Origin of the sequence: Streptomyces sp. NPDC008092 (assembly GCF_042957285.1) — a bacterium.
Lineage (GTDB): Bacteria > Actinomycetota > Actinomycetes > Streptomycetales > Streptomycetaceae > Streptomyces.
This window is the reverse complement of sequence record NZ_JBIBHY010000010.1, coordinates 299951-322209: the sequence shown is the minus strand read 5'-3', so window position 1 is coordinate 322209 and position 22259 is coordinate 299951. Positions and strand designations below refer to the sequence as shown.

15 protein-coding genes are annotated in these 22259 nt (G+C 69.3%); 7 read left to right on the top strand and 8 right to left on the bottom strand.

Translation table 11 applies throughout. The annotated features are described in order from the left end of the window. Positions 1–97 precede the first annotated feature (97 nt). Both metG and ACFZB3_RS31335 read left to right on the top strand, forming a co-directional pair. On the top strand, positions 98–1816 hold the full coding sequence (gene metG, locus ACFZB3_RS31340) for a methionine--tRNA ligase (RefSeq protein WP_391381183.1): 1719 nt from the start codon (positions 98–100) through the stop codon (positions 1814–1816). Between the two features lie 151 nt (positions 1817–1967). Beyond that, positions 1968–3458: a polysaccharide pyruvyl transferase family protein gene (locus tag ACFZB3_RS31335; protein ID WP_391381180.1), complete on the top strand. Its 1491-nt coding sequence runs from the start codon at positions 1968–1970 to the stop codon at positions 3456–3458. Positions 3459–3628: 170 nt separating this feature from the next. Here the strand turns inward: ACFZB3_RS31335 and ACFZB3_RS31330 are convergent, their stop codons facing one another. Further along, positions 3629–4981 (bottom strand): polysaccharide lyase family 1 protein, encoded by a 1353-nt coding sequence (locus ACFZB3_RS31330; RefSeq protein ID WP_391381178.1) that lies wholly within the window; start codon positions 4979–4981, stop codon positions 3629–3631. A 212-nt stretch (positions 4982–5193) separates the two neighbouring features. Next, positions 5194–6348, bottom strand: coding sequence for an RNA-guided endonuclease TnpB family protein (locus ACFZB3_RS31325; RefSeq protein ID WP_391381176.1), 1155 nt, complete (start codon positions 6346–6348; stop codon positions 5194–5196). Positions 6349–6566: 218 nt separating this feature from the next. Between ACFZB3_RS31325 and ACFZB3_RS31320 the strand changes: the two genes are divergently transcribed. Beyond that, on the top strand, positions 6567–7043 hold the full coding sequence (locus ACFZB3_RS31320) for a hypothetical protein (RefSeq protein ID WP_391381174.1): 477 nt from the start codon (positions 6567–6569) through the stop codon (positions 7041–7043). A gap of 150 nt (positions 7044–7193) precedes the next feature. Here the strand turns inward: ACFZB3_RS31320 and ACFZB3_RS31315 are convergent, their stop codons facing one another. Beyond that, positions 7194–8126, bottom strand: coding sequence for an intradiol ring-cleavage dioxygenase (locus ACFZB3_RS31315; protein ID WP_391381172.1), 933 nt, complete (start codon positions 8124–8126; stop codon positions 7194–7196). 165 nt (positions 8127–8291) lie between these two features. Next, positions 8292–10055, bottom strand: a complete 1764-nt coding sequence (gene aspS / locus ACFZB3_RS31310) for an aspartate--tRNA ligase (protein ID WP_391381170.1) — start codon at positions 10053–10055, stop codon at positions 8292–8294. Positions 10056–10265: 210 nt separating this feature from the next. On the opposite strand from aspS, the gene ACFZB3_RS31305 reads away from it, so the two are divergent. Then, a complete protein-coding gene (locus ACFZB3_RS31305; protein WP_391381168.1) occupies positions 10266–12377 on the top strand; it encodes a SpoIIE family protein phosphatase in 2112 nt (703 codons plus the stop codon). Here ACFZB3_RS31305 and ACFZB3_RS31300 read toward each other — a convergent pair. The 4 genes from ACFZB3_RS31300 to ACFZB3_RS31285 form a co-directional block, all read right to left on the bottom strand. Next, the gene (locus tag ACFZB3_RS31300; protein ID WP_391381166.1) at positions 12374–13432 is read right to left on the bottom strand and encodes an AI-2E family transporter; all 1059 of its coding nucleotides are present in this window, start codon (positions 13430–13432) and stop codon (positions 12374–12376) included. The two genes, ACFZB3_RS31305 and ACFZB3_RS31300, sit on opposite strands and share 4 nt — an antisense overlap. A 350-nt stretch (positions 13433–13782) precedes the next feature. Then, positions 13783–14760 (bottom strand): pirin family protein, encoded by a 978-nt coding sequence (locus ACFZB3_RS31295; RefSeq protein ID WP_391381164.1) that lies wholly within the window; start codon positions 14758–14760, stop codon positions 13783–13785. Positions 14761–14884: 124 nt separating this feature from the next. After that, on the bottom strand, positions 14885–16840 hold the full coding sequence (locus tag ACFZB3_RS31290) for an Ig-like domain repeat protein (protein ID WP_391381162.1): 1956 nt from the start codon (positions 16838–16840) through the stop codon (positions 14885–14887). Between the two features lie 215 nt (positions 16841–17055). Next, entirely contained in the window at positions 17056–17538 is a 483-nt protein-coding gene (locus ACFZB3_RS31285) for an SseB family protein (protein WP_391381160.1), read from the bottom strand. 175 nt (positions 17539–17713) lie between these two features. Between ACFZB3_RS31285 and ACFZB3_RS31280 the strand changes: the two genes are divergently transcribed. The 3 genes from ACFZB3_RS31280 to ACFZB3_RS31270 all read left to right on the top strand — a co-directional run bounded on the left by ACFZB3_RS31280 (position 17714) and on the right by ACFZB3_RS31270 (position 22252). After that, the gene (locus ACFZB3_RS31280; protein WP_391381158.1) at positions 17714–19540 is read left to right on the top strand and encodes an acyl-CoA dehydrogenase C-terminal domain-containing protein; all 1827 of its coding nucleotides are present in this window, start codon (positions 17714–17716) and stop codon (positions 19538–19540) included. A gap of 75 nt (positions 19541–19615) precedes the next feature. Next, positions 19616–20917 (top strand): M18 family aminopeptidase, encoded by a 1302-nt coding sequence (locus tag ACFZB3_RS31275; RefSeq protein WP_391381156.1) that lies wholly within the window; start codon positions 19616–19618, stop codon positions 20915–20917. 228 nt (positions 20918–21145) lie between these two features. Further along, complete coding sequence (locus ACFZB3_RS31270; protein WP_391381154.1) at positions 21146–22252, top strand: glycosyltransferase; 1107 nt, start codon at positions 21146–21148, stop codon at positions 22250–22252. Positions 22253–22259 lie beyond the last annotated feature (7 nt).

Here is a 22259-nt window from a genome sequence, read left to right as displayed (position 1 = left end):
AAACGGGAAGCGGGCGGCATACACATGTCGGCTACGATTTCAAGGTTCACACCTGTAGGAACCAGCTACAGCAACCGCGACCTGGGAGCAGCCCCCGATGGCTCGACACCTCATCACCAGCGCCCTTCCGTACATCAACGGGATCAAGCACCTGGGCAACATGGTGGGGTCCATGCTCCCGGCGGACGTGTACTCCCGGTACCTCCGCCAGCGCGGCCACGACGTCCTCTACATCTGCGCGACGGACGAGCACGGCACCCCCGCCGAGCTGGCGGCGAAGGAGCAGGGCCTCCCGGTCGACGAGTTCTGCGCCCAGGCGCACGACGCGCAGAAGGCGGTCTACGACGGCTTCGCGCTCGCGTTCGACTACTTCGGCCGTAGCTCCTCCCCCGAGAACCGCGAGATCACCCAGCACTTCGCCCGCCGCCTGAACGAGAACGGCTTCATCGAGGAGCGGTCGATCCGCCAGGTGTACTCCCCGGTCGACGGCCGTTTCCTCCCGGACCGCTACGTCGAGGGCACCTGCCCGCACTGCGGCTACGACAAGGCCCGCGGCGACCAGTGCGAGAACTGCACCCGCGTCCTGGACCCGACCGACCTGATCAACCCGCGCTCGGCGATCTCCGGCTCCACCGACCTGGAGATCCGCGAGACCAAGCACCTCTTCCTGCTCCAGTCCAAGCTGGAGAACGAGGTCCGCGAGTGGGTCTCGAAGCACGACAAGGACTGGCCGCAGCTGGCCTCCTCGATCGCCCACAAGTGGCTGACCGAGGGCCTGCACGACCGTGCGATCACTCGTGACCTGGACTGGGGCGTGCCCGTCCCGGCCGACACCTGGCCGGAGCTGGCGGCCGAGGGCAAGGTCTTCTACGTGTGGTTCGACGCCCCGATCGAGTACATCGGCGCGACAAAGGAGTGGGCGGACCAGGACCCGTCGACCCGCGACTGGAAGTCGTGGTGGTACGACGTGGACAACACCGTCCGCTACACGGAGTTCATGGCGAAGGACAACGTCCCCTTCCACACGGTGATGTTCCCGGCCACCGAGCTCGGTGTCCGGGAGCCGTGGAAGAAGGTCGACTTCGTCAAGGCCTTCAACTGGCTGACGTACTACGGCGGCAAGTTCTCCACCTCGCAGAAGCGCGGCGTCTTCACCGACCAGGCCCTCGACATCCTGCCCGCCGACTACTGGCGCTACTTCCTCATCGCCAACGCCCCCGAGTCGGACGACTCGTCCTTCACCTGGGAGCACTTCACGGCGACGGTGAACAAGGACCTGGCCGACACCCTCGGCAACTTCGTCAACCGCGTCCTGTCCTTCTCGAAGAAGCGCTTCGGCGAGGAGGTCCCGGCCGGCGGCGAGCCCGGTGAGGCGGAGGCGAAGCTCGGCACGGAGATCGCCGCGCTCCTCGCCGAGTACGAGTCCCACATGGAGTCCCTCCAGTTCCGCAAGGCCGCCGCGGCCCTGCGCGCCCTGTGGTCGGCCGGCAACTCCTACCTGGAGGAGAAGGCCCCCTGGCTGGAGATCAAGACCGACAAGGACGGCGCGGCCCTGACCCTGCGCACGGCGATGAACCTGATCCACCTGTACGCGGTGGTCTCGGAGCCCTTCATCCCGGCGACGGCGAAGACGATGCGCGAGGCGTTCGCCCTCGCCGACGACACCGCGGCCTGGGTCACCGCCGACGAGGCGAAGGCACTGGCCGCCGTCCCGGCCGGCACCCCCTTCACCGTGCCCCCGGTCCTGTTCGCGAAGCTCACGGACGAGGACCTGGAGACGTACAAGACCCGCTTCGGCGGCGAGACCGCCGCGTAAGCCACCCACCCGACACCCGCCCCGAAGGGCCGGCCGGAGGACCCCCTCCCGCCGGCCCTTCGGCGTGCGTGAGGTAAATCCCAGGCAAGAGACCGACCAGTCTCTTACTTCACCTTCACTCTGCATTTACCTCCGGGATAGGGTGCCGTTCGTGAAACGAATCCTGATCCGTTCCGGGAAGAGCCCGTTCCGTGTCGCCACTCCGGCGGAGTTCATCCACCAGGACCTGATCGGGACCAACACCGGGAACCTGATCTTCAGCGACTCGGCGCACAAGATGCTGACCACCCCGGACACCGAGGTGACCTCCAACGGCATCCGCACCGACCCCTCGGCCCGTCGCGCCGCGGAGATCAACGAGCAGTACGACGTCTTCGTCGTCCCGCTCGCCAACGCCTTCCGCCCGACCTTCCAGGCCTCCCTGGACCGGCTGACGACCCTCATCGAGCAGCTCACCATCCCGGTCGTGGTGTTCGGCGTCGGCGCCCAGGCCCCCGCGGACTACGACACCACGTGGCTGAACCCGATGGCCGACTCGGTCCGCCGCTTCGCCCGCGCGGTCCTGGACCGCTCCGCCTCCATCGGCGTACGCGGCGAGCTGACCTCGGACTACCTCAGGAGCCTCGGCTTCCACGACGTCGACATCATCGGCTGCCCGTCGATGTTCCTGTACGGCGACACCTTCCCGGAGATCCGGGCCACGGAGCTGACCGCCGCCTCACGCATCGCCCTCAACCTCTCCCCGGACGCGATACCCGTCGGCGACATATCGGGCATCGCCCGGCACGCCTGGGAGCGCTACCCGCACCTCACGTACTACGCGCAGAACACCGTCGACGCGGAACTGCTGCTGTGGGGCGACACCTCACCGGAGTCCGGGCACACCGACCCCTTCCCGCTCCAGCTCAGCCACGCCCTGCTCCAGGAGAACAAGGTCCGCATGCCGCTGGACCCGGCCACCTGGATCGACGAACTGCGCGGCTACGACTTCGCGTACGGCACCCGTATCCACGGCAATGTCGCCGCCCTGCTGGCCGGCACCCCGAGCGTCGTCCTCACCCACGACTCGCGCACCCTCGAACTGTGCCGCTACTTCGACATCCCGCACCGCTCGCTCACCGAGCTGGACGCCGGCACCGACCCGCGCGACCTGTACGAGGACGCCGACTTCTCGGCCATGGTCAAGGGCCACGGCGAGCGCTTCGAGCGCATGATCGCCTTCCTCGACCGCAACGACCTCCAGAACACCTACTCCCACGGCGACGGCGGCGCCGCCTTCGACGCCCGGCTGGCCGCCCTCGACCTGCCCGCGTCGATGCCGGTCTGGGACGGCGGCGACGACGGCCAGATGCGGTACCGGATCAGCCGGCTCCGCGAGCGGATCACCGCGGCCGACGCGAAGGCCGCGCAGCACGCCAAGGAGAACAGGGAGCTGCGCTCCCGGCTGACCACGGCCGAGAAGCGCGCCACCGAGACCACCCGCCAGCTGGACGCCCTCCGCAAGGAACTGAAGGCCGCCACCAAGCAGCTGTCCGCCGTGGAGCGCCGCGTCACCGGCATCGACAAACGCCTCCTGGTCCGCCTGGGCCCGGCTCTGCGCCGCCGCGTCCGCCGCTCGAAGGCCGCGACCCCGCAGAACTGAGCCCCGGCGAACCGTCAGCTCACGAGCCCCAGCACCAGCGCCCCGGCCGCCCCAGCGGCGTCCACCAGGCCGGCGGCACCAGGCTCCCCTCGCCACAAGGTGCACAAGGTGTCGGACACCTCTCTGACGCGTACGTCACCGCATGTGTGACAGCCGGCGCGGAGAATCTCTCAGCTCGCGGTCAGCACCCCGGCCCCCGCCGTCTTCGCCAGCTCCGCCGGCAGGTTCTTCGCGCTGGTCTCCAGGCCCGCCGTCAGGGTCGGCGTCCAGTTCACGGTCGTCTTGATCTTCTTGGAGTTCGCGGCGTTGTAGGCGGCGACGAGGTCGGTGGTCGTGCCGTTGACGAGGTTGCCGCTGCCCGCGACCGAGCCGGTGCCGTCGCCGCTGAGCAGCTTGGAGACCTTGATGGAGCTGGGCACGGTCCAGTAGTTGTTCTGGGCCACGACCTGGGCCTTGGCGCGTGAGTTGATGCTGTACTGCAGCGCGTAGCCGTTGAGGGGCGTGACGTCGTAGACGTTGTTGTAGAGGTGCACCTGGCCGACGCGGGTGAGCGGGGCGCGCTGGACGATGCCCTTCCAGACGTTGTGGTGGAGGGTGACGCGCAGCTTGCCGCCCGGTTCGCTGTCGCTGCTGCCGATCAGCATCGTCTTGTCGTGGCTGGTGAACTGGTTGTGCTCGACGGTCACCAGGTCCGAGCTCTTGGTGATGTCGAGTTCGCCGTCGTGGACCTGGTACTCACGGCCGTAGTACTTCGGGTTGAGGCTGTCGAAGTGCCCGGCGTCGGTGAACGTGTTGTGGTCGGCCCACACGTGCGTCGCCCCGCGCAGCGTCACCGCGTCGTACTCGGAGTTCCAGTTGCCGTCGTCGCCGTCGGTCGGGTCCCACTGCGGGAAGCAGTCCTCGGTGTCGGAGAACGTCAGGTTGCGGACGATGACGTTGTCGACCTTCTGGATCTGGAGCATGCCGCCGGTGATGCCGGCCTTGGTGCCGGGGACGCCGACGATCGTGGTGTTGGCGGGGACCTTGAAGACGATGTTCGCGGCCTGCTTCTTCTGCGCGGCGACGCGGGCCGACTCCTGGGTGCCGGAGGGCAGCTTGGCGCGGCCGTACGCCGACGGGTCGAACGCCTTCAGGTAGGCGCTCAGCGAGTACCCGGTGCCCGCCGCGTAGTCCGCGCAGGTCACCTTCTTCCCGCTGCCGTCGGTGTTGGCGTCGATGGTGCCCTTGACCTTGATGATGCGCGGGGTGGTGTCGCTCGCCGAACCCAGCGCCTTCACCAGCTGGGCGCGGGTGGAGACGGTGAAGGTGTGCGCGGAGTCGGCCTTCGCGCCGCCGGTCGTACCGGAACCGGACGACGCCCAGCCGTCCTTGGCGGCGAGCGTCTGGTGGTACAGGTCCACGGCCGACGTGGCGTTCGCGCTCAGCACGAGCGCACCGGCACCGACCCCGGCCGCCATCACGGCAGCGGAGACGACGAGAGCACGGCGCTTGCGAAGGGACCGACGGTGAGAGGCAGAGGCCACGGGGGAGTCCTTACATACTTCCGAAGTACGGGAACGGGCCTGCTCGGGCAGGCCTCACTCCTCCTGTGGTCACGGAGATCGAAAAGGTTGCCGTCACCTTCTCAGCCGTGCACGACCGATTCTGTGGCCTCGATGGTGCACACTTCGTCGCGCTCCCGACTGCCCCCTACGACAGGACGGTCACGGGTCGCATCCACCCAACCCCCTTTGATTCAAGGGGAGGGTGCGGGTGCGGTGACAAACACCCACGCCGAGCGCGCGCGATCACGCACGTTGACCCCGGCGACGACGTCAGCGGGGCCAGCGAGCCCGCACCGACGACAGTGAAAGTGGTCCCGGTCAGACCTGTTGGCCCGCTCGGTATGACCACAGCGCGGACAGCGCTGCGAGGTATAGGCAGCGTCCACCTCAAGGAACGGCACCCCGCCTCGCCTGGCCTTGTAGGCGAGGAACCGCCCGAGCTGGTGAAAAGGCCAGGAGGAGAGAGTGCCTCGCTGGTCGCGTCGTAGCCGTACCCGCTCGCGGATCCCGCCGAGTCCCTCAACGGCAATCCCACGACCGGTGCGTTGCGCGAAAGACACAATCTCCCTGCTGATGCGATGGTTCACCTGCGCGGCATGACGCTTCTCCTTCCCTGACCGACGGGCAACACGGCGGATGGCCGATCGGGTCTTCTTCCGCTGGAGTTCGGCGCGTTTACGGGCCTGCCAGCGCCGGTAGCGTCCCAGCCGACGCCCCTGGTAGTTGCTGCCGTCCGATGTGGTTGCCAGGTTCACCATGCCGCGGTCCACACCGATCCAGTCGGACGGCGCGTACGGTTCGGGCTCCGGGATGTCACAGGTGGCGACCAGAAACCACTTGCCGCGCCGCTGCACCAAGTCGCTCTCGCCCTTGCGGTACTGCACAAGTGTCTTGAGTTGGTGCGGGGAGCAGGCGAACCGGATCCCCTTCATCCGCCCGTCCACAGTCCAGATCGACACCGTGCGCGCGTCGTACCGCCACGACAGGCAACGATCGTCGAAGGGTTGCGCCGCCTCCGTTCGAAAGACGACCGGGGAGCTGATGGCTTTGCGGTGCGGCACGGAGTTCGGTGCCCCCAGCCTCCCCGCCCGCAAGGCGGCCTCCAGCGCGGCGTAAGCGTCAACAACCTTCTTCACCACCCGGACCACCGGTTGCGCCGACAGCCCGAAGGCCGCCTTCAGATCCGTATACACCTCCCTTTGCAGACTGTTGCGGTCCTTGAGGCCTTTCGCGAAAGCCACCGCTGACGCGTGGGCGGCAGCCTGGTTACACGCACGCAGAGTCGCCTCAAGGGCCGACGCCTGCCAGGACGTCGGCAGCAGCTTCACACTGACCACCAGTTTCACAATCTCGGACCGTAGTACGAGGCCCGTACGTACGATCGCAATTCATTCGGAAGTGGCCCTAAAGGGCGATGGGTCGAACAACCGGTCGCCATAAGCAGATCGGGGTCACTGCTACCCGATGGCAGACACCGTGGCATTTTCGGCAGAATCGGGTGAACATATCGACGGGGTTGCACCCACGTTCCCGCATGTCCACTACACATCCGTATGGTTTCGCCATGGCAATACCCGAGCTCATCCCGATCGCCTACGAGCCCCACGGCCGTACCGAGGCCATCGGTCACTACACCGGCGGACAGTTCCTGGCGTCGGTCACGTACGCGTTCCCCGAGGGGTTCCGGCTCGACGAGGGCTGGGAGGAGCAGAAGCGGCTGTACGCGGTGCTGCATCTCTTCGACTCCGAGGGCAACTACCGCGACTCGCAGATCTGGTGCGCGGGCAGCTGGGCCGAGCAGCAGCTCGATCCGGAGGGCGCCGGTTCCGTGCTGGCACGGGCCCGCGCGCACCTGGCGGGCATGCTGCGCAGTCTGCCGAGGCGGACGTACACGGACATCGCGATACGCCCGTTCCAGCTGACCGTGGACGGTGTGTTCTTCGGGCTGGTGGCGAAGGAGGACGAGGACGGGGGATGGGCCGAGCTCTACCCGGACCACCTGGGCTTCGGCGAGCCCTGGGACGGCCGGTACGACACCTGACCTGCAGGGAAACACCCAAGTACGGCACCATGCCGGGCGGCGACGGACTGACGGCGTTCTGAGGGCGCCGGAGACGCCCGGGGTCCTCCTCGGGAGTCCCCGGGCGCCCGTGTCACGCGGGTCCCGCGAGTCCCACGGGTCCCACGGCCGTCAGCCGTTGCTCGTCTCGTCCGGTTCGACGCCCAGGGTCAGATGGCCGCGGACGCCGCGGGCGATGTGGTGGCGGTCGTACCTGAGGTAGAGCAGGCCGCCCGCGTGCCCGTTGTCCGGGTAGATGCTGTCCCCGTCGAGGGTGGTGCGGGTGGTGGTGTTGCTCGCGTACGGCTCCACCTCGGCCGACAGCAGTACCGACTTCTCGTCGAAGAACAGCTGGCCCGTGTGGCAGGTGTGGCCGCCCTCGTAACCGGCGTCCGTCCATTCGCCGTCCACGTGCACCTTGACGTGGATGTGGACGCACCGGCCCTGGTACCAGCCGGGGAAGACGGTCTTGAAGGTGACCTGTCCGTGCCGGTCCGTGTGCCAGGTGCCGCGCAGGTAACGGGTGTCGTCGGTCGGCTCCTGGTGGCCGCCGCCACCGCCGGGCGGGGGCCCGGTGGGGGTGCCGGTCGGTGCGTCGGTGGGCGGTGTGCCGGTCGGCGGGGTGCCGCCACCGCCGCCGCTGCCCACCGCCTCGTACCCGGAGTAGACGCCGGACGCGTTGCAGTGCCAGATGTCCACGGCCGCGTTCCTCAGCGGCCTGCAGGTCTCCGCGTCGATCACCTTGAGGGTGAGGTGCAGGGGGATGCCCTCCTGGTCCTCGGTGACGTCCTGGCGGAGCTTGTCGGCGTCGATGTAGTACGGGCCCTCGACCAGTTCGGACGTGAGCGTGTAGCAGGCGCCCTCCGAGGCCGAGGCCGAGGACGAGGGCGAGGCCTCGGCTCGTGCGCCGGCCGCCGGGACGGTGGCGCCGTCGGTCGCCGCGAAGGCGCTGCCGACGCCCACCGCGGTCACGGCGACGCTGCTCGCCGCCAGGACCGTACGACGGGCCAACTTCCTTCTTTCCTCGGGGGATTGAGCATCTGTGGGGGTGTGGGTGTCTGTCATGGTCAGGGACCGTAGACAAGGCCGGGCCGGTGCGAACATCGGAGAGAGCTGTGAATGCGCGGTGCGCAAGCGAAAGGCTCGAAACCGACGCCGGTTTCGAGCCTTTCCTTCAGCTGTGCTGGTCCTGCGTGCTTGTGTGCCAGCGTGCCGGTGTGCCGGTGTGCCTTACTTCGGCTGCGGCTTCCGGATGGAGATGTTCAGCTCGCGCAGGCGGGTCTCCTCCAGCTCGGTCGGGGCGCCCATCATCAGGTCCTGGGCGTTGCCGTTGAGCGGGAAGGCGATGGTCTCGCGGATGTTGGGCTCGTCGGCGAGGAGCATCACGATGCGGTCGACGCCGGGGGCGATGCCGCCGTGCGGAGGGGCGCCGAAGCGGAACGCGCGGAGCATGCCGGCGAACTCGCGCTCGACGGTCTCCTCGTCGTAGCCCGCGATGCCGAAGGCCTTGAGCATGATGTCGGGCTCGTGGTTCCGGATGGCGCCGGAGGACAGCTCGACGCCGTTGCAGACGATGTCGTACTGCCAGGCGAGGATGTCCAGCGGGTCCTGGTTCTCCAGGGCCTCCATGCCGCCCTGGGGCATGGAGAACGGGTTGTGCGAGAAGTCGATCTTCCCGGTGTCCTCGTCCTTCTCGAACATCGGGAAGTCCACGATCCAGCAGAACCGGAAGACGTTCTCCTCGAAGTGCCCGGCGCGCTTGGCGGCCTCGACCCGGACCGCGCCCATGATCTTGGAGACCTCGTCGAACTCGCCCGCGCCGAAGAACACGGCGTGCCCGGCGGCCAGCTGGAGCCGCTTGGTGAGCTCGGCGACGTTGTCCTCGGTGAGGAACTTGGCGATCGGGCCGGAGAGGGAGCCGTCCTCGGCGACGCGGACCCAGGCCAGGCCCTTGGCGCCCTGCGAGACGGCGTAGTCGCCGAGCTGGTCGAAGAACTTGCGGGGCTGGTCCTGGACCGCCGGGACCGGCAGCGCGCGCACGTGCTTGCCGGCGAAGGCCTTGAACTCCGAGCCCTCGAAGATGTCGGTGATGTCGACGAGCTCCAGCTGGGCCCGGAGGTCCGGCTTGTCGGAGCCGTACTTCAGCATCGCCTCGCGGAACGGGATCCGCGGGAAGGGGGACGTGACGTGGCGGCCGTTGCCGAACTCCTCGAACAGCTCGGTCATCAGCTGCTCGATCGGGCGGAAGACGTCCTCCTGCTCGACGAAGCTCATCTCGACGTCGAGCTGGTAGAACTCGCCAGGCGAGCGGTCGGCGCGGGCGTCCTCGTCGCGGAAGCAGGGCGCGATCTGGAAGTAGCGGTCGAAGCCGGAGATCATCAGCAGCTGCTTGAACTGCTGCGGGGCCTGCGGCAGGGCGTAGAACTTGCCCGGGTTCAGGCGGGAGGGGACCACGAAGTCACGCGCGCCCTCGGGGGAGGTGGCGGTGAGGATCGGCGTCGCCATCTCGTTGAAGCCGAGGGCGACCATCTTGTGGCGGATGGCGGAGATGACCGCCGTGCGCAGCATGATGTTGCGGTGCATGCGCTCGCGGCGCAGGTCCAGGAAGCGGTACTCCAGGCGCCGCTCCTCGTTGACCCCGTCCTCGGTGTTGATCGTGAACGGCAGCGGGGCAGCCGCGCCGAGCAGCTCGACCTCGCTCACCTCGACCTCGACCTCGCCGGTGGGCAGGTCGGCGTTGATGTTCTCGGTTCCACGTGAAACAACGCGGCCGTCGACGCGGACCGTGGACTCCTTGGAGAGCTTGTCCAGGGCCTCGTACGCCGGGGTGCCGGGGCGGGCGACGAGCTGCGTGATGCCGTAGTGGTCGCGCAGATCGATGAAGAGGATGCCGCCCAGGTCGCGCCGATTGTGCAGCCAGCCGCTGAGCCGGACGTCGGTGCCGACGTCAGAGGCGCGGAGCTGGCCGCAGGTGTGGGACCTGTACCGATGCATCGTCGTTCATCGTCCTTCGAGAGAGGTGGTGACTGCCGGGTCTGCCGTCCCGGCGAGAACGGGCACGGGGCCCGGACCCGTCAAGGGTACCGGGCAGGCAAAGATCGGCTCCCCACCATTTATCCCCCGCCATTTGTCCCGCACCATTTATCCCTCGGGAAACTGTGGAAACAGTGGCAGTCTTCGATCTCATCTTCTTAAAGTGGGGCAATGCGAACTGGCGAGCCCCTGCCCGCCGTGGAGGACGTCCTCGCCGCCCTCGCGACCGGGCTGTGGCACTGGGACACCGCCACCGGGCTGGTCACCGCGGACGCGGAGGCGGCCCGGCTGATCGGGCTGCCGGCCGAGCCGTCCGTCCTGTCGGAGGCCCTGGTCCGGTCCCGTTTCCATCCCGTGGACTGGAACGAGAACACCAGCATCACCCGGCTGGCCGCGGTCGAGGGCACCCTCGGGGAGGTGCGGCTGCGGGTCATGGACGAGCGGGGCCGGCTGATCCGTACCGTGCGCAGCCGTTTCAGGCCGGTGTACGACTCCGAGGAGCGCGTGTACCGGGTGACGGGCACCATCCAGGAGGTCTCCGAGCCGTCCCCCGGCACCGCCGTGCAGCATCCGGTCACCGGGGACTGGCGGCGTTCCCGGGAGGCGTTCCTGCTGGACGCGGGCCGGGCGCTGGCCGAGGCGCGGTCCACGGAGGAGGTGCTGCGGGTCGCCGCGGGCCTGTCGATGCCGGGGTTCTCGCCGGACGGGCTGGTCGTCTTCGGGGTCAAGGGCGACCGGCTGATGATGATCGGCCACCACGGCCAGCAGATCGACGAGGACAGCCCCTTCAGCAGCATGCCGCTGGACACCGACTACCCGGCGGCCGAGGTGGCCCGGACCGGCCGGGCCGTCTACCTCTCCTCCGCCGAGCAGTACAGGTCGCGCTACCCGGTGACCTGGCCGCTCGCCGAGCGCTTCGGCCGGCAGTCCTGGGCCTTCCTGCCGCTGACGGTGGCCGGGCGGACCATGGGCGCCTGGATGGCGGGCTTCACCTACCAGGTGTCGTTCACCCCCGACGAGCGGTCCGTGCTCACCACGGTGGCCCGGATGCTGGCGCAGGCCCTGTCCCGGGCCGGGATCGCCGACTCGGAGCGGGAGCTGACGGACGGCCTGCAGCGGTCCATGCTGCCGACGCTGGGCCCCGACATACCCGGCATGGACACGGCCGCCCGCTACATACCGACCGGCGGCGGACTCCAGGTGGGCGGCGACTGGTACGACATGATCCCGCTGCCGTCCGGCCGGCACGCCCTGGTCATCGGCGACGTCCAGGGCCATGACGTACGGGCCGCGGGCCTGATGGGCCAGCTGCGGATCGCGCTGCGCGCCTACGCCTCCGAGGGCCACCGCCCGGACGCGGTGCTCTCCCGGGCCTCCCGTTTCCTGCACGGGATCACCTATGCCGAGGACGACGCCGACCTGCGCTTCGCGACCTGCCTGTACGTCGAGGCGGATCCGGCGACCGGGGTGCTGGAGATCGCCCGTGCGGGCCATCTCGACCCGACGATCCGGATGGCCGACGGCACGGTGCTGCGGCGGCCGACGGCGGGCGGGCTGCCGCTCGGCATCGACCCGGACGCCGACTACCCGACGACGCGGTTCGCCCTCGAACCCGGCGAGACCATGATGATCTGCACCGACGGCCTGATCGAGACCGGCGGCCACGACATCGAGAGCGGCTGGCAGCGGATCCGGGCGATCATGGAGGAGCACGGCGACGGCGACCTGGAGAAGCTGGCCGACGGCCTGGTCCAGGCCGTGCACGGGCCCTCCTCGCACCACACCACCGGGCCGCTGGCCGACCGCCGCGAGGACGACATAGCGGTCCTGCTGCTGTCCCGGCCGGGCGGTGACCGCGGCGACGAGCCGCTGGCCGTACGGCCGCGGATCCGCCGCACCCTGCTGTCGGTGGCCCAGGACGAGCCGGAGCGGGTCGCCGAGGCCCGCCAGCACGTGCGCGAGCTGCTGCACGACTGGGGCTCGCCCGACCAGGTCGACTCGGCGGTGCTGCTGGTCTCCGAGATGCTCACGAACGTCCTCGTGCACACCGACGCGGACGCGCTGCTGCTCGCCGAGGTCTCCGGCCGGGCCCCCGAACGGCGGCTGCGGGTCGAGGTCACGGACGCCGGCGACGACCTCCCGCACAAGCGCCGGCCCGGCGAACTGGCCTCCTCCGGCCGCGGCCTGGTCCTGACCGAGATCCTGGCGGACGCCTGGGGCGTCGACCCGCGCGGGCAGGGCAAGAGCATCTGGTTCGAACTGTACGAGGCCGGCAGGTCCTAGCCGGTGGCGTCGGCCGGTGGCGTCCCACCGGTGGCGTAACGGGCGCGCAGTTCGTGTACGACCCCGAAGGCGGCCGCGGTGAGCGGTACGGCCAGCAGCATGCCGAGGATCCCGGCGACGGAGGCGCCGGCCGTGATGGTCAGCATCACCACGGCCGGATGCATCTGCACGGTCCGGCTCTGGATCATGGGCTGCAGCACGTGTCCTTCCAGCACCTGTACGGCGAGTACGACGCCCAGCGCCCACAGCGCGATGACGAAGCCGCGGTCGGCGAGGGCGACCAGGACGGCGACGGCACCGGAGATGAAGGCGCCGAGGTAGGGGATGTAGGCGCCGACGAGGACGAGCGCGCCGAGTCCGACGGCCCCCGGTACGCGGAGGACCAGCAGGCCGACGGTGATGCAGACGGCGTCGATGAACGCGATGACGGTGGTGCCGCGCATGAAGCCCTCGATGCCCTCGAAGGCCCTGCGGGCCATGGCCTCGACGACGTCGGCGCTGGAGCCGGGCGCGACGGCCCTGAGGGTGCCGACGACCCGGTCCGAGTCGCGCAGGAAGAAGAAGACGAGCAGCAGCGCGAGGACGGCCATGGCGAGGCCCTCGCCCACCACGCTCACCCCGCTGATGACGTTGGAGGCGGCGGTCCCGCCGAACTTGGCGAGCAGCTCCTTCGCGCTGCCGGCCAGGTCGCCGACCGAGGTCCCGGCGGCGCCGAAGTGCCGGGCGAGGGACTTCGCGGCCTGCTTGAGGGAGGCGACGATCTGGTCGCCGGTGTCGACCAGGGCGGCGACGACGATGTAGACGGCACCGCCGGCGACGGCGACGACCGCGACGCAGGTGAGTCCGGCGGCGAGGGAGCGGTGCACGCCGACCTGCACGAGCCGTCGGTACAGCGGGCCGAGCAGGGCGGTGCCGAGCAGGGCGAGGAGCACCGGGGTCACCGCGGTGCGGAACTCCGAGCAGAGCCGGATGCCGACGTACCCCACTCCGGCGGCCAGCAGCAGCACCGCACACCACGCGGCGAAACGGCGCACGGGCTCGGGCAACAGCTGCACAGGTCCTAGCGGACCATGCGAGGCCGACAGATGCCCCGCCGTACACCTCCCCCCGGGTGAACCCGCCTCCACGCACCGCACCAGGGTGCTCCGCCCCCTGGACCCCCTGGACCTTCGCCCACCCACCACCCGACTCGGTCGATGGAGAGGCGAGGTCGAAACGGCAGGTGGGACGACTCGGGCGATGAAGGAGCGAGGTCCCGAAGGCGCGGCGGACCACTCGGGCGGGGACGAAGCGAGGCCGAGGAGGCGCGGTGGACCACTCGGGCGTGTGGAGGCGAGATCAGCGAGGTGCTGAAAGGCGGGAGGCCCGGCGTGGGATGCGCCGGGCCTCTCGGGGGGATCGTCGGTTACGCCTGCGGGCCGGATTCCGTCATGCCGTGCACCGCCGGGATCGTGCCCAGGCGGCCCTTCTGGAAGTCCTCGAAGGCCTGCATGAGCTCGTCCTTGGTGTTCATGACGAACGGGCCGTAGTGGGCCATCGGCTCACGGATCGGCTCTCCGCCGAGCAGCACGACCTCCAGGTCCGGCGTGTGCGAGTCCTGCTTCTCGTCCGCGCGGACGGTGAGGGACGAACCCGCGCCGAAGACGGCGGTCTGGCCGAGGTGGATCGGGCGGCGCTCGGCGCCCACCGAGCCCTTGCCCGCCAGCACGTAGGCGAGGCCGTTGAAGTCCTCGCGCCAGGGCAGCGTGACCTCGGCGCCCGGGGCGACGGTCGCGTGGATCATCGTGATCGGGGTGTGGGTGATGCCGGGGCCGGCGTGGCCGTCCAGCTCGCCCGCGATGACGCGCAGCAGCGCACCGCCGTCGGGGGTCGTCAGCAGCTGCACCTGGCCGCCGCGGATGTCCTGGTACCTCGGCGCCATCATCTTGTCCTTGGCGGGGAGGTTCACCCACAGCTGGAGGCCGTGGAAGAGACCGCCGGACACGACCAGGGACTCCGGCGGAGCCTCGATGTGGAGGAGACCGGAGCCGGCCGTCATCCACTGGGTGTCACCGTTGGTGATGGTGCCACCGCCGCCCTGGCTGTCCTGGTGGTCGAAGATCCCGTCGATGATGTAGGTGACGGTCTCGAAACCGCGGTGCGGGTGCCAGGGGGTGCCCTTGGGCTCGCCCGGCGCGTACTCCACCTCACCCATCTGGTCCATCATGATGAACGGGTCGAGGTGGCGGTAGTTGATTCCCGCGAACGCCCGGCGCACCGGGAAACCCTCGCCCTCGAAACCGCTCGGCGCGGTCGTGACGGCGAGCACGGGACGGGCCACGGCGTCGGCCGGTGCGGCCACCCGAGGCAGGGTGAGCGGGTTCTCGACAGTCACTGCAGGCATGTTGGCTCCTCCTTGTGCGCCCAGTTTAGTTGAGCGTTGAACTTTCTGCTACCCCCAACGGAGAAGGCCCGGAGGACATTCCCTCCGGGCCCGGTCATCCCCCGATCGGCGGATCAGCCGTGGATCAGTTGCTGAAGTAGAGGTAGTTCCACGCGCCGTACGTCGTGGAGTTCACGGTGTCGCCGGACGAGCCGTTGACGTACACCGAACGCATCCGCGCCCGGATGCCGGACTCGCCGGGGGCGCTGAACTGCACGGACGTCTTGCCGTTCGTGCCGAGCCTGAAGTACTCGGAGTCCGTCTCGTACCACTGCCCCTGGTAGTAGACCTCCAGGTCCAGGCGGTGCTCGCGGCCCGGGTAGTAGGTCATGGTCGTGTTGAACACCGGGCTGGTGTTCTTGTGGAACCAGCGGTACGACGTCGAACCGATCTTCGCCGTCTTGTAGTACTTCGAGAGCGAGGTGGAGATCTTGACCCGCGCGTAGGCCGTGACCTTCACGGTCTTGGGCGCGTAGCGGGCGTCCCCGTCGAAGACCGCGGAGACGGCCGTGTCCCGGGTCATGTCCACCCAGGCGGCGATGTTCCCGTGGGAGTCCACCTTGCCGGTCTTGATCAGCTTCTTGCCCTTGTCACCGCCGAAGGGGTCCGCGTAGATCTTGACCGAGCGGTTCTTGTACGTCGTCCCCAGGTGCGCGGTGAACTTCACGTCGGCGCCGTAGTTGTACAGCTTGCCGTTGTTGTTCAGGCTCAGGCTGGTACCCGCGCGCGAGACCGCGACCTTGTCGGAGGCGGTGGCCGCGGCGTGGTCGGCGTCGCCCGCGTAGCTGACCTTGTAGGTGACCGTGCCGCCGGCCGGCGGGGTGTCGGTGAACGAGTACGTGCCGTCCGCCTTGACGGTGACGGCGGCGAGCGCCTTGCCGCTGGGGCTCTCGACGTCGGTGCGGGTGACCGAGAGCTTGACACCGGCGGGCAGCGCGACGGTCGCCGAGAGCTTGCCGGTGACGGTGAGCTTCTTGGCGCGGGGCGCCGAGCTCGGGGCGTTGACCGTGAGCGTCGGCACGTTGAGCGTCGGCTGGCTCAGGACCTTGAGCGTGAAGGAGCCGCCGTTCGACGCCAGCGCGAAGATCCGCGAGGAGTCCGGCGCCCAGCGCAGGTTGCCCGTGACGTAGTCGGTCGAGGTGCCGAGGCTGTAGGTGCGCAGCGGCGTGGTGGTGTCGGTCCGGTAGACCGCGACCTTGCCCGAATTGAACTGGGCGACCAGCCCGTTCGGCGCGATGTCGGCACCCTGCGCGCCGGGGTAGGAGCCGGCCTTGCTGAACTTGCCGTCCGCCCACGCGTCCCGGTCGGTGCCGTTGACCAGCACCTGGTCGGCGCCGGGGACGAGGTCGATGTCCCCGATGCCCTGGTTCAGGGTGTAGTCGCCGAAGTACCAGGCGGTGGCCTTGGGGGCGCCGTCCGAGACGTCCAGGACGGCCATGGAGTCGGTGGAGATGCCGGTCTGGCCGACGGCCAGCACGCCCGGCCGGTTCGGGTCGGTGTCCAGCAGCGCCTGGCCCCAGAGGCCGACCGAGGTGCCCTCGGTGGGGAACTGCGCCATCGCGACCGGGTCGGTCCCGCCCGCCGGGTCCACCGACGGGTCGATGGAGCCGATGTCGCCGTCCCACTGGTCGCCGTACGAGAACCAGGCCTTGCCGCCGGTGAAGGCCAGGTGGCGGGGGCCGGTGTCGGTCGGGATGCTGTACGTCGTCTTCACGTCCAGCGTGGCCGGGTCGAGGGCGAGGATCTGGTGGGTGTTGGGCAGGGCCGCGTACAGGGTGCTGCCGTCGTCCGACAGGACCAGGTCGCTGACGCTGCCGAGGCCGGTGTCCGAGTCGACGAGGGCGCCGCTGTAGTCGGAGGCGAGGATCCGGCCGTTCGCCGCGTCGCCGACGAACACCCGCTGGTGGGCGCCGTCCACGACGAACCCGCCGATGTTGGTGACTGTGGTGGCGGCTGCCGAGGCGGTCCCCGCCGCCACGACGCTCAGCGCCGCCGAGCTGAAGACGACCGCGAGCGCTGTCGCGACCGAAGTGCTGCGCATGCGCACAGTGATGAAACCCCCAGTGAGAACCCGGGTTCGCCGGGTGGATGAGAGCGCCGCGCGGCATCCGTGCACGACCGCGGAAGAGCGGTTGCGTACGGGGCGCGGCTGCCTGGAGGCAGCCTATGGCATGGCTGTGACAATGAGGGGGTGGGTTTTCGGAGGGCGGTATCCGGAGGGCGATGCTCCGGAGGATGCTCCCCGGAGTCCGGCGGCTACCCGTACATCCGCCGCATCGCGAAGTCCACCATCTGCTCGACGGCCTTCGCGTCGAAGACCATCCGGTGCTCGCCCTCCATGTCGAGGACGAAGCCGTAGCCGGTCGGGAGGAGGTCGATGACCTCCGCGCCGGTGATCACGAAGTACTTGGACTCCTTGCCGGCGTACCGGCGCAGCTCCTTCAGCGAGGTGAACATCGGGATCACCGGCTGCTGGGTGTTGTGCAGGGCCAGGAACCCGGGGTTGTCGCCGCGCGGGCAGTACACCTTGGACGTGGCGAAGACCTGCTGGAAGTCCTCGGCGGTCACCTGGCCCGTGGTGAAGGCGCGCACCGCGTCCGCGAGCGAGGGCGGGGACGGCTCGGGGTAGAGCGGCGGCTGCTGGCCGTACCCGCCGAGCCCGCCGGCCATCTGCTGCTGCGACGAGGCGTACTGCTGCTGAGCGGCCCCACCGTCCATGGACTGGCCGTATCCATACATGCGCGCAAGCCTACCGAGACACGCGGGGTCTGCGGGAAGGTAGACCCTTCTCACACTTCACCCGATGGGGGTTGCGTCTTATTACCGACGGGTAGCATCATCGGAGCTACTCGTTGGTATGTGAAAGCTTGCGCGAGGATTCAGTGCCTCGCCGATCCGGATACGGAGCGTCACCATGGGGCACTACAAGTCCAACCTCCGCGACATCGAATTCAACCTGTTCGAAGTGCTCGGGCGCGACAAGCTGTACGGCACCGGCCCGTTCGCCGAGATGGACACCGACACCGCGAAGAGCGTCCTGGAGGAGCTGACCCGGCTCGCCGAGAACGAGCTGGCGGAGTCCTTCACCGACGCCGACCGCAACCCGCCGGTCTTCGACCCGGAGACCAACACCGCCCCGGTCCCGGCGTCCTTCAAGAAGAGCTACAAGGCCTTCATGGACTCCGAGTACTGGCGCCTGGGCCTGCCCGAGGAGATCGGCGGCACCACCGCCCCGCCGTCGCTGATCTGGTCGTACGCGGAGCTGGTCCTCGGCGCCAACCCGGCCGTGTGGATGTACTCCTCCGGCCCGGCGTTCGCCCGCATCCTCTTCGAGGAGGGCACCGAGGAGCAGAAGAAGTGGGCGCAGCTCGCCGTGGACCGGACCTGGGGTTCGACCATGGTGCTCACCGAGCCCGACGCGGGTTCGGACGTCGGCGCCGGCCGCACCAGGGCGGTCCGGCAGGAGGACGGCTCCTGGCACATCGAGGGCGTGAAGCGCTTCATCACCTCCGGTGAGCACGACATGGAGGAGAACATCCTCCACTACGTGCTGGCGCGGCCGGAGGGTGCCGGTCCCGGCACCAAGGGCCTCTCCCTCTTCCTCGTGCCCAAGTACCTGTTCGACGGCGAGTCCGGCGAGCTGGGCGAGCGCAACGGCGTCTACGCGACGAACGTCGAGCACAAGATGGGCCTCAAGGCCTCCAACACCTGCGAGATGACCTTCGGCGACCGCCACCCGGCCAAGGGCTGGCTGATCGGCGACAAGCACGAGGGCATCCGCCAGATGTTCCGCATCATCGAGTTCGCCCGGATGATGGTCGGCACGAAGGCGATCTCCACGCTGTCCACGGGTTACCTGAACGCCCTGGAGTACGCCAAGGAGCGCGTCCAGGGTCCGGACCTGGCGAACTTCCTGGACAAGACCGCGCCCAAGGTCACCATCACCCACCACCCCGACGTCCGCCGCTCGCTGATCACGCAGAAGGCGTACGCCGAGGGCATGCGCGCCCTCGTCCTCTACACCGCCTCGGTCCAGGACGCGATCGCGGTCAAGGAGGCGAACGGCGAGGACCCGAAGGCCGAGCACGCGCTCAACGACCTGCTCCTGCCGATCGTCAAGGGCTACGGCTCCGAGAAGGGCTACGAGCAGCTCGCCCAGTCGCTGCAGACCTTCGGCGGCTCCGGCTTCCTGCAGGAGTACCCGATCGAGCAGTACATCCGCGACGCCAAGATCGACACCCTGTACGAGGGCACCACCGCCATCCAGGGCCAGGACTTCTTCTTCCGGAAGATCGTCCGCAACCAGGGCGCGGCGCTGAACTCCCTCGCCGAGGACATCAAGAAGTTCCTGGCGCTGGGCACCGGCGGCGAGGAGCTGGCGGGCGCCCGCGAGCACCTCGCGAAGGCGGCCGTCGAGCTGGAGGCGATCGTCGGCCTGATGCTGACCGACCTCGCGGCCACCGAGCAGGACGTCAAGAACATCTACAAGGTGGGCCTGAACACCACCCGCCTGCTGCTCGCCTCCGGCGACGTGATCGTCGGCTACCTGCTGCTCAAGGGCGCCGCGATCGCCGCCGAGAAGCTGGAGACGGCCTCGAACAAGGACAAGGCGTTCTACACCGGCAAGATCGCGGCGGCGAAGTTCTTCGCGGCCAACGTGCTGCCGGGCGTCACCCTGGCCCGCAAGGTCGCGGCCGACGTCGACCTCGACCTGATGGAGCTGGACGAGGCCGCTTTCTGACCGGCCCCGGTTCCGCCACGGTGGCCCGCTCCCTCTCCGGGGAGCGGGCCACCGTACGTCGTTAAGGTGAAGGACATGAGCGAACCCTCCCGCTTCGATCGCGGCCACACCGACGACCTGATGTCCTTCCTCGCGGCCGGCCCCACGCCGTACCACGCCGTGGCGAACGCCGGCGAGCGGCTGGAGAAGGCCGGTTTCCGGCAGGTCATGGAGACGGATGCCTGGGACGGCACTTCCGGCGGCAAGTACGTGCTGCGCGGCGGCGCGATCATCGCCTGGTACGTCCCGGAGGGCGCCGCGCCCCACACGCCGTTCCGGATCGTCGGCGCCCACACCGACTCCCCCAACCTGCGGGTGAAGCCGCGCCCCGACACCGGGGCGCACGGCTTCCGCCAGGTCGCCGTGGAGATCTACGGCGGACCGCTCATGAACTCCTGGCTCGACCGGGACCTGGGCCTGGCCGGCCGGCTCAGCCTGCGCGACGGCTCCACCCGCCTCGTCGACGTGAGCCGGCCGCTGCTGCGGGTGCCGCAGCTCGCCATCCACCTGGACCGCTCGGTCAGCAGCGAGGGCCTCAAGCTCGACAAGCAGCGCCACCTCCAGCCGGTCTGGGGCCTCGGCGACGACGTCCGCGACGGCGACCTGATCGCCTTCCTGGAGCAGGAGTCGGGCCTGCCGGCCGGCTCGGTCACCGGCTGGGACCTGATGACCTACCCCGTCGAACCGCCCGCCTACCTGGGCCGCGACCAGGAGCTGATGGCCGGTCCCCGGATGGACAACCTGCTCTCCGTGCACGCCGGTACGGCGGCGCTGGCGGCCGTGGCGACGGGCGGCGGCCCGGAGCTGCCCTGTATCCCCGTCCTCGCCGCCTTCGACCACGAGGAGACCGGCTCCCAGTCCGACACCGGCGCGGACGGTCCGCTGCTCGGCAGCGTGCTGGAGCGCTCGGTGCTGGCGCGCGGCGGGTCGTACGAGGACCGGGCGCGAGCCTTCGCGGGGACCGTCTGCCTCTCCTCCGACATGGGCCACGCCGTCCACCCCAACTACGCCGAGCGCCACGACCCGACGCACCACCCCCGCGCCAACGGCGGCCCGATCCTCAAGGTCAACGTCAACAACCGCTACGCCACGGACGGTTCGGGCCGCGCGGTCTTCGCCGCCGCCTGCGAGAAGGCCGGGGTGCCGTTCCAGACCTTCGTCTCCAACAACTCGATGCCGTGCGGCACCACGATCGGCCCGATCACCGCGGCCCGCCACGGCATCCGGACCGTCGACATCGGCACGGCCATCCTCTCCATGCACAGCGCCCGCGAACTGTGCGGCGCCGACGACCCGTTCCTGCTGGCGAACGCGCTGGTGGCGTTCCTGGAAGGCTAGTCGGGGGGGAGTTGGAGGGTGGCCGGGGGCAGGTGCCCATGACGGTGGGTACGGCGCGTAACGGACACAGCACCACCCACAGGGTCATCACAGGCAACCGTGAGCAATCCGTTACAGCGTTCAACTACCGGAGTTGTAGGGATTTCGTGAAGACTGTCGATCACCGACGGGTCCGGAACATCGGCTTCCGGACCCACCGAGGTCTTCACGACAGGGGGGTACCGAGCCGTGCGCCGTCACGCCACGCGCCGTGCCCACGCCGCGCCCGAGGAACCGGGCGACAGACCCAGACTCGCCGTCCTGATCCCGGCCCATAACGAGCAGGAACGTATCTCCGCCGCGATCGACGGCCTCTGGGAACAGACCCGGCGCCCCGACCTGATCGTCGTCGTCACCGACAACTGCACCGACGACACGGCCGCCGTCGCCGCCGCCCACGGCGCCCACGTCTTCCCCACCCAGGGCAACACCCACAAGAAGGCCGGTGCCCTCAACCAGGCCATCGCCTGGGTACTGCCGCACCTGGACGACCGCGACCTGCTCCTCGTCCAGGACGCCGACACCGTCCTCAACCCCTGGTTCGCCGAGACCGCGCTCGCCACCTTCAACCGCAAGGTCGGCGCGGTCGGCGGCGTCTTCTACGGCGAGGACGGCGGCGGCTTCCTCGGCCTGCTGCAGCGCATGGAGTTCCACCGCTACGCGTGGGAACTGGAGCGCACCGGCGGCAGGGCGCAGGTCCTCACCGGCACCGGCACGATGTTCCGCGCCCGGGTGCTGCGCGAGGTCCGCGCGGCCCGCCGCGCCGGCGAACTCGGCGGCGGCACCGGCTACTACAGCCTCGCCTCGCTCACCGAGGACGACGAGATGACCAAGGCGGTCAAGACCCTCGGCTACCGGGCCATGTCCCCGGCGGGCTGCGCGGTCACCACCGAGGTCATGCCGACGCTCCCCAAACTCTGGCACCAGCGGCTCCGCTGGCAGCGCGGCGCGCTGGAGAACCTCCGCGACTACGGCTGGACCCGGGTCACCGCCCGCTACTTCATGCAGCAGTTCCTGATGGGCTTCGGCGCGCTCTCGTTCCTGGTCTACCTGACCTACATGGCCGCGTACACCTCGCTGTACGGCTGGCCGGGCCTGTCGCCGTTCTGGACGGCGATCGGGCTCATCTTCATCGTCGAGAAGACCGTCTCCGTACGGCGCGCGGGACCGAAAGCCGTCCTGGTCGCCGCCGTGATGATCCCGGAGATGCTCTACGACCTCTTCCAGCACGCCGTCTACTTCACCTCGCTGTGGGGGCTGGTGCGCCGCAGCGAGGAGAAGTGGGTCGCTACCTAACCCTCAT

Coding starts and splice junctions, on each gene's coding strand:
- ACFZB3_RS31295 (WP_391381164.1), bottom strand. CDS start 14,760: ATGCCTGCAGTGACTGTCGAGAACCCGCTCACCCTGCCTCGGGTGGCC.
- ACFZB3_RS31320 (WP_391381174.1), top strand. CDS start 6,567: ATGGCAATACCCGAGCTCATCCCGATCGCCTACGAGCCCCACGGCCGT.
- ACFZB3_RS31275 (WP_391381156.1), top strand. CDS start 19,616: ATGAGCGAACCCTCCCGCTTCGATCGCGGCCACACCGACGACCTGATG.
- metG (WP_391381183.1), top strand. CDS start 98: ATGGCTCGACACCTCATCACCAGCGCCCTTCCGTACATCAACGGGATC.
- aspS (WP_391381170.1), bottom strand. CDS start 10,055: ATGCATCGGTACAGGTCCCACACCTGCGGCCAGCTCCGCGCCTCTGAC.
- ACFZB3_RS31305 (WP_391381168.1), top strand. CDS start 10,266: ATGCGAACTGGCGAGCCCCTGCCCGCCGTGGAGGACGTCCTCGCCGCC.
- ACFZB3_RS31290 (WP_391381162.1), bottom strand. CDS start 16,840: ATGCGCAGCACTTCGGTCGCGACAGCGCTCGCGGTCGTCTTCAGCTCG.
- ACFZB3_RS31315 (WP_391381172.1), bottom strand. CDS start 8,126: ATGACAGACACCCACACCCCCACAGATGCTCAATCCCCCGAGGAAAGA.
- ACFZB3_RS31280 (WP_391381158.1), top strand. CDS start 17,714: ATGGGGCACTACAAGTCCAACCTCCGCGACATCGAATTCAACCTGTTC.
- ACFZB3_RS31285 (WP_391381160.1), bottom strand. CDS start 17,538: ATGTATGGATACGGCCAGTCCATGGACGGTGGGGCCGCTCAGCAGCAG.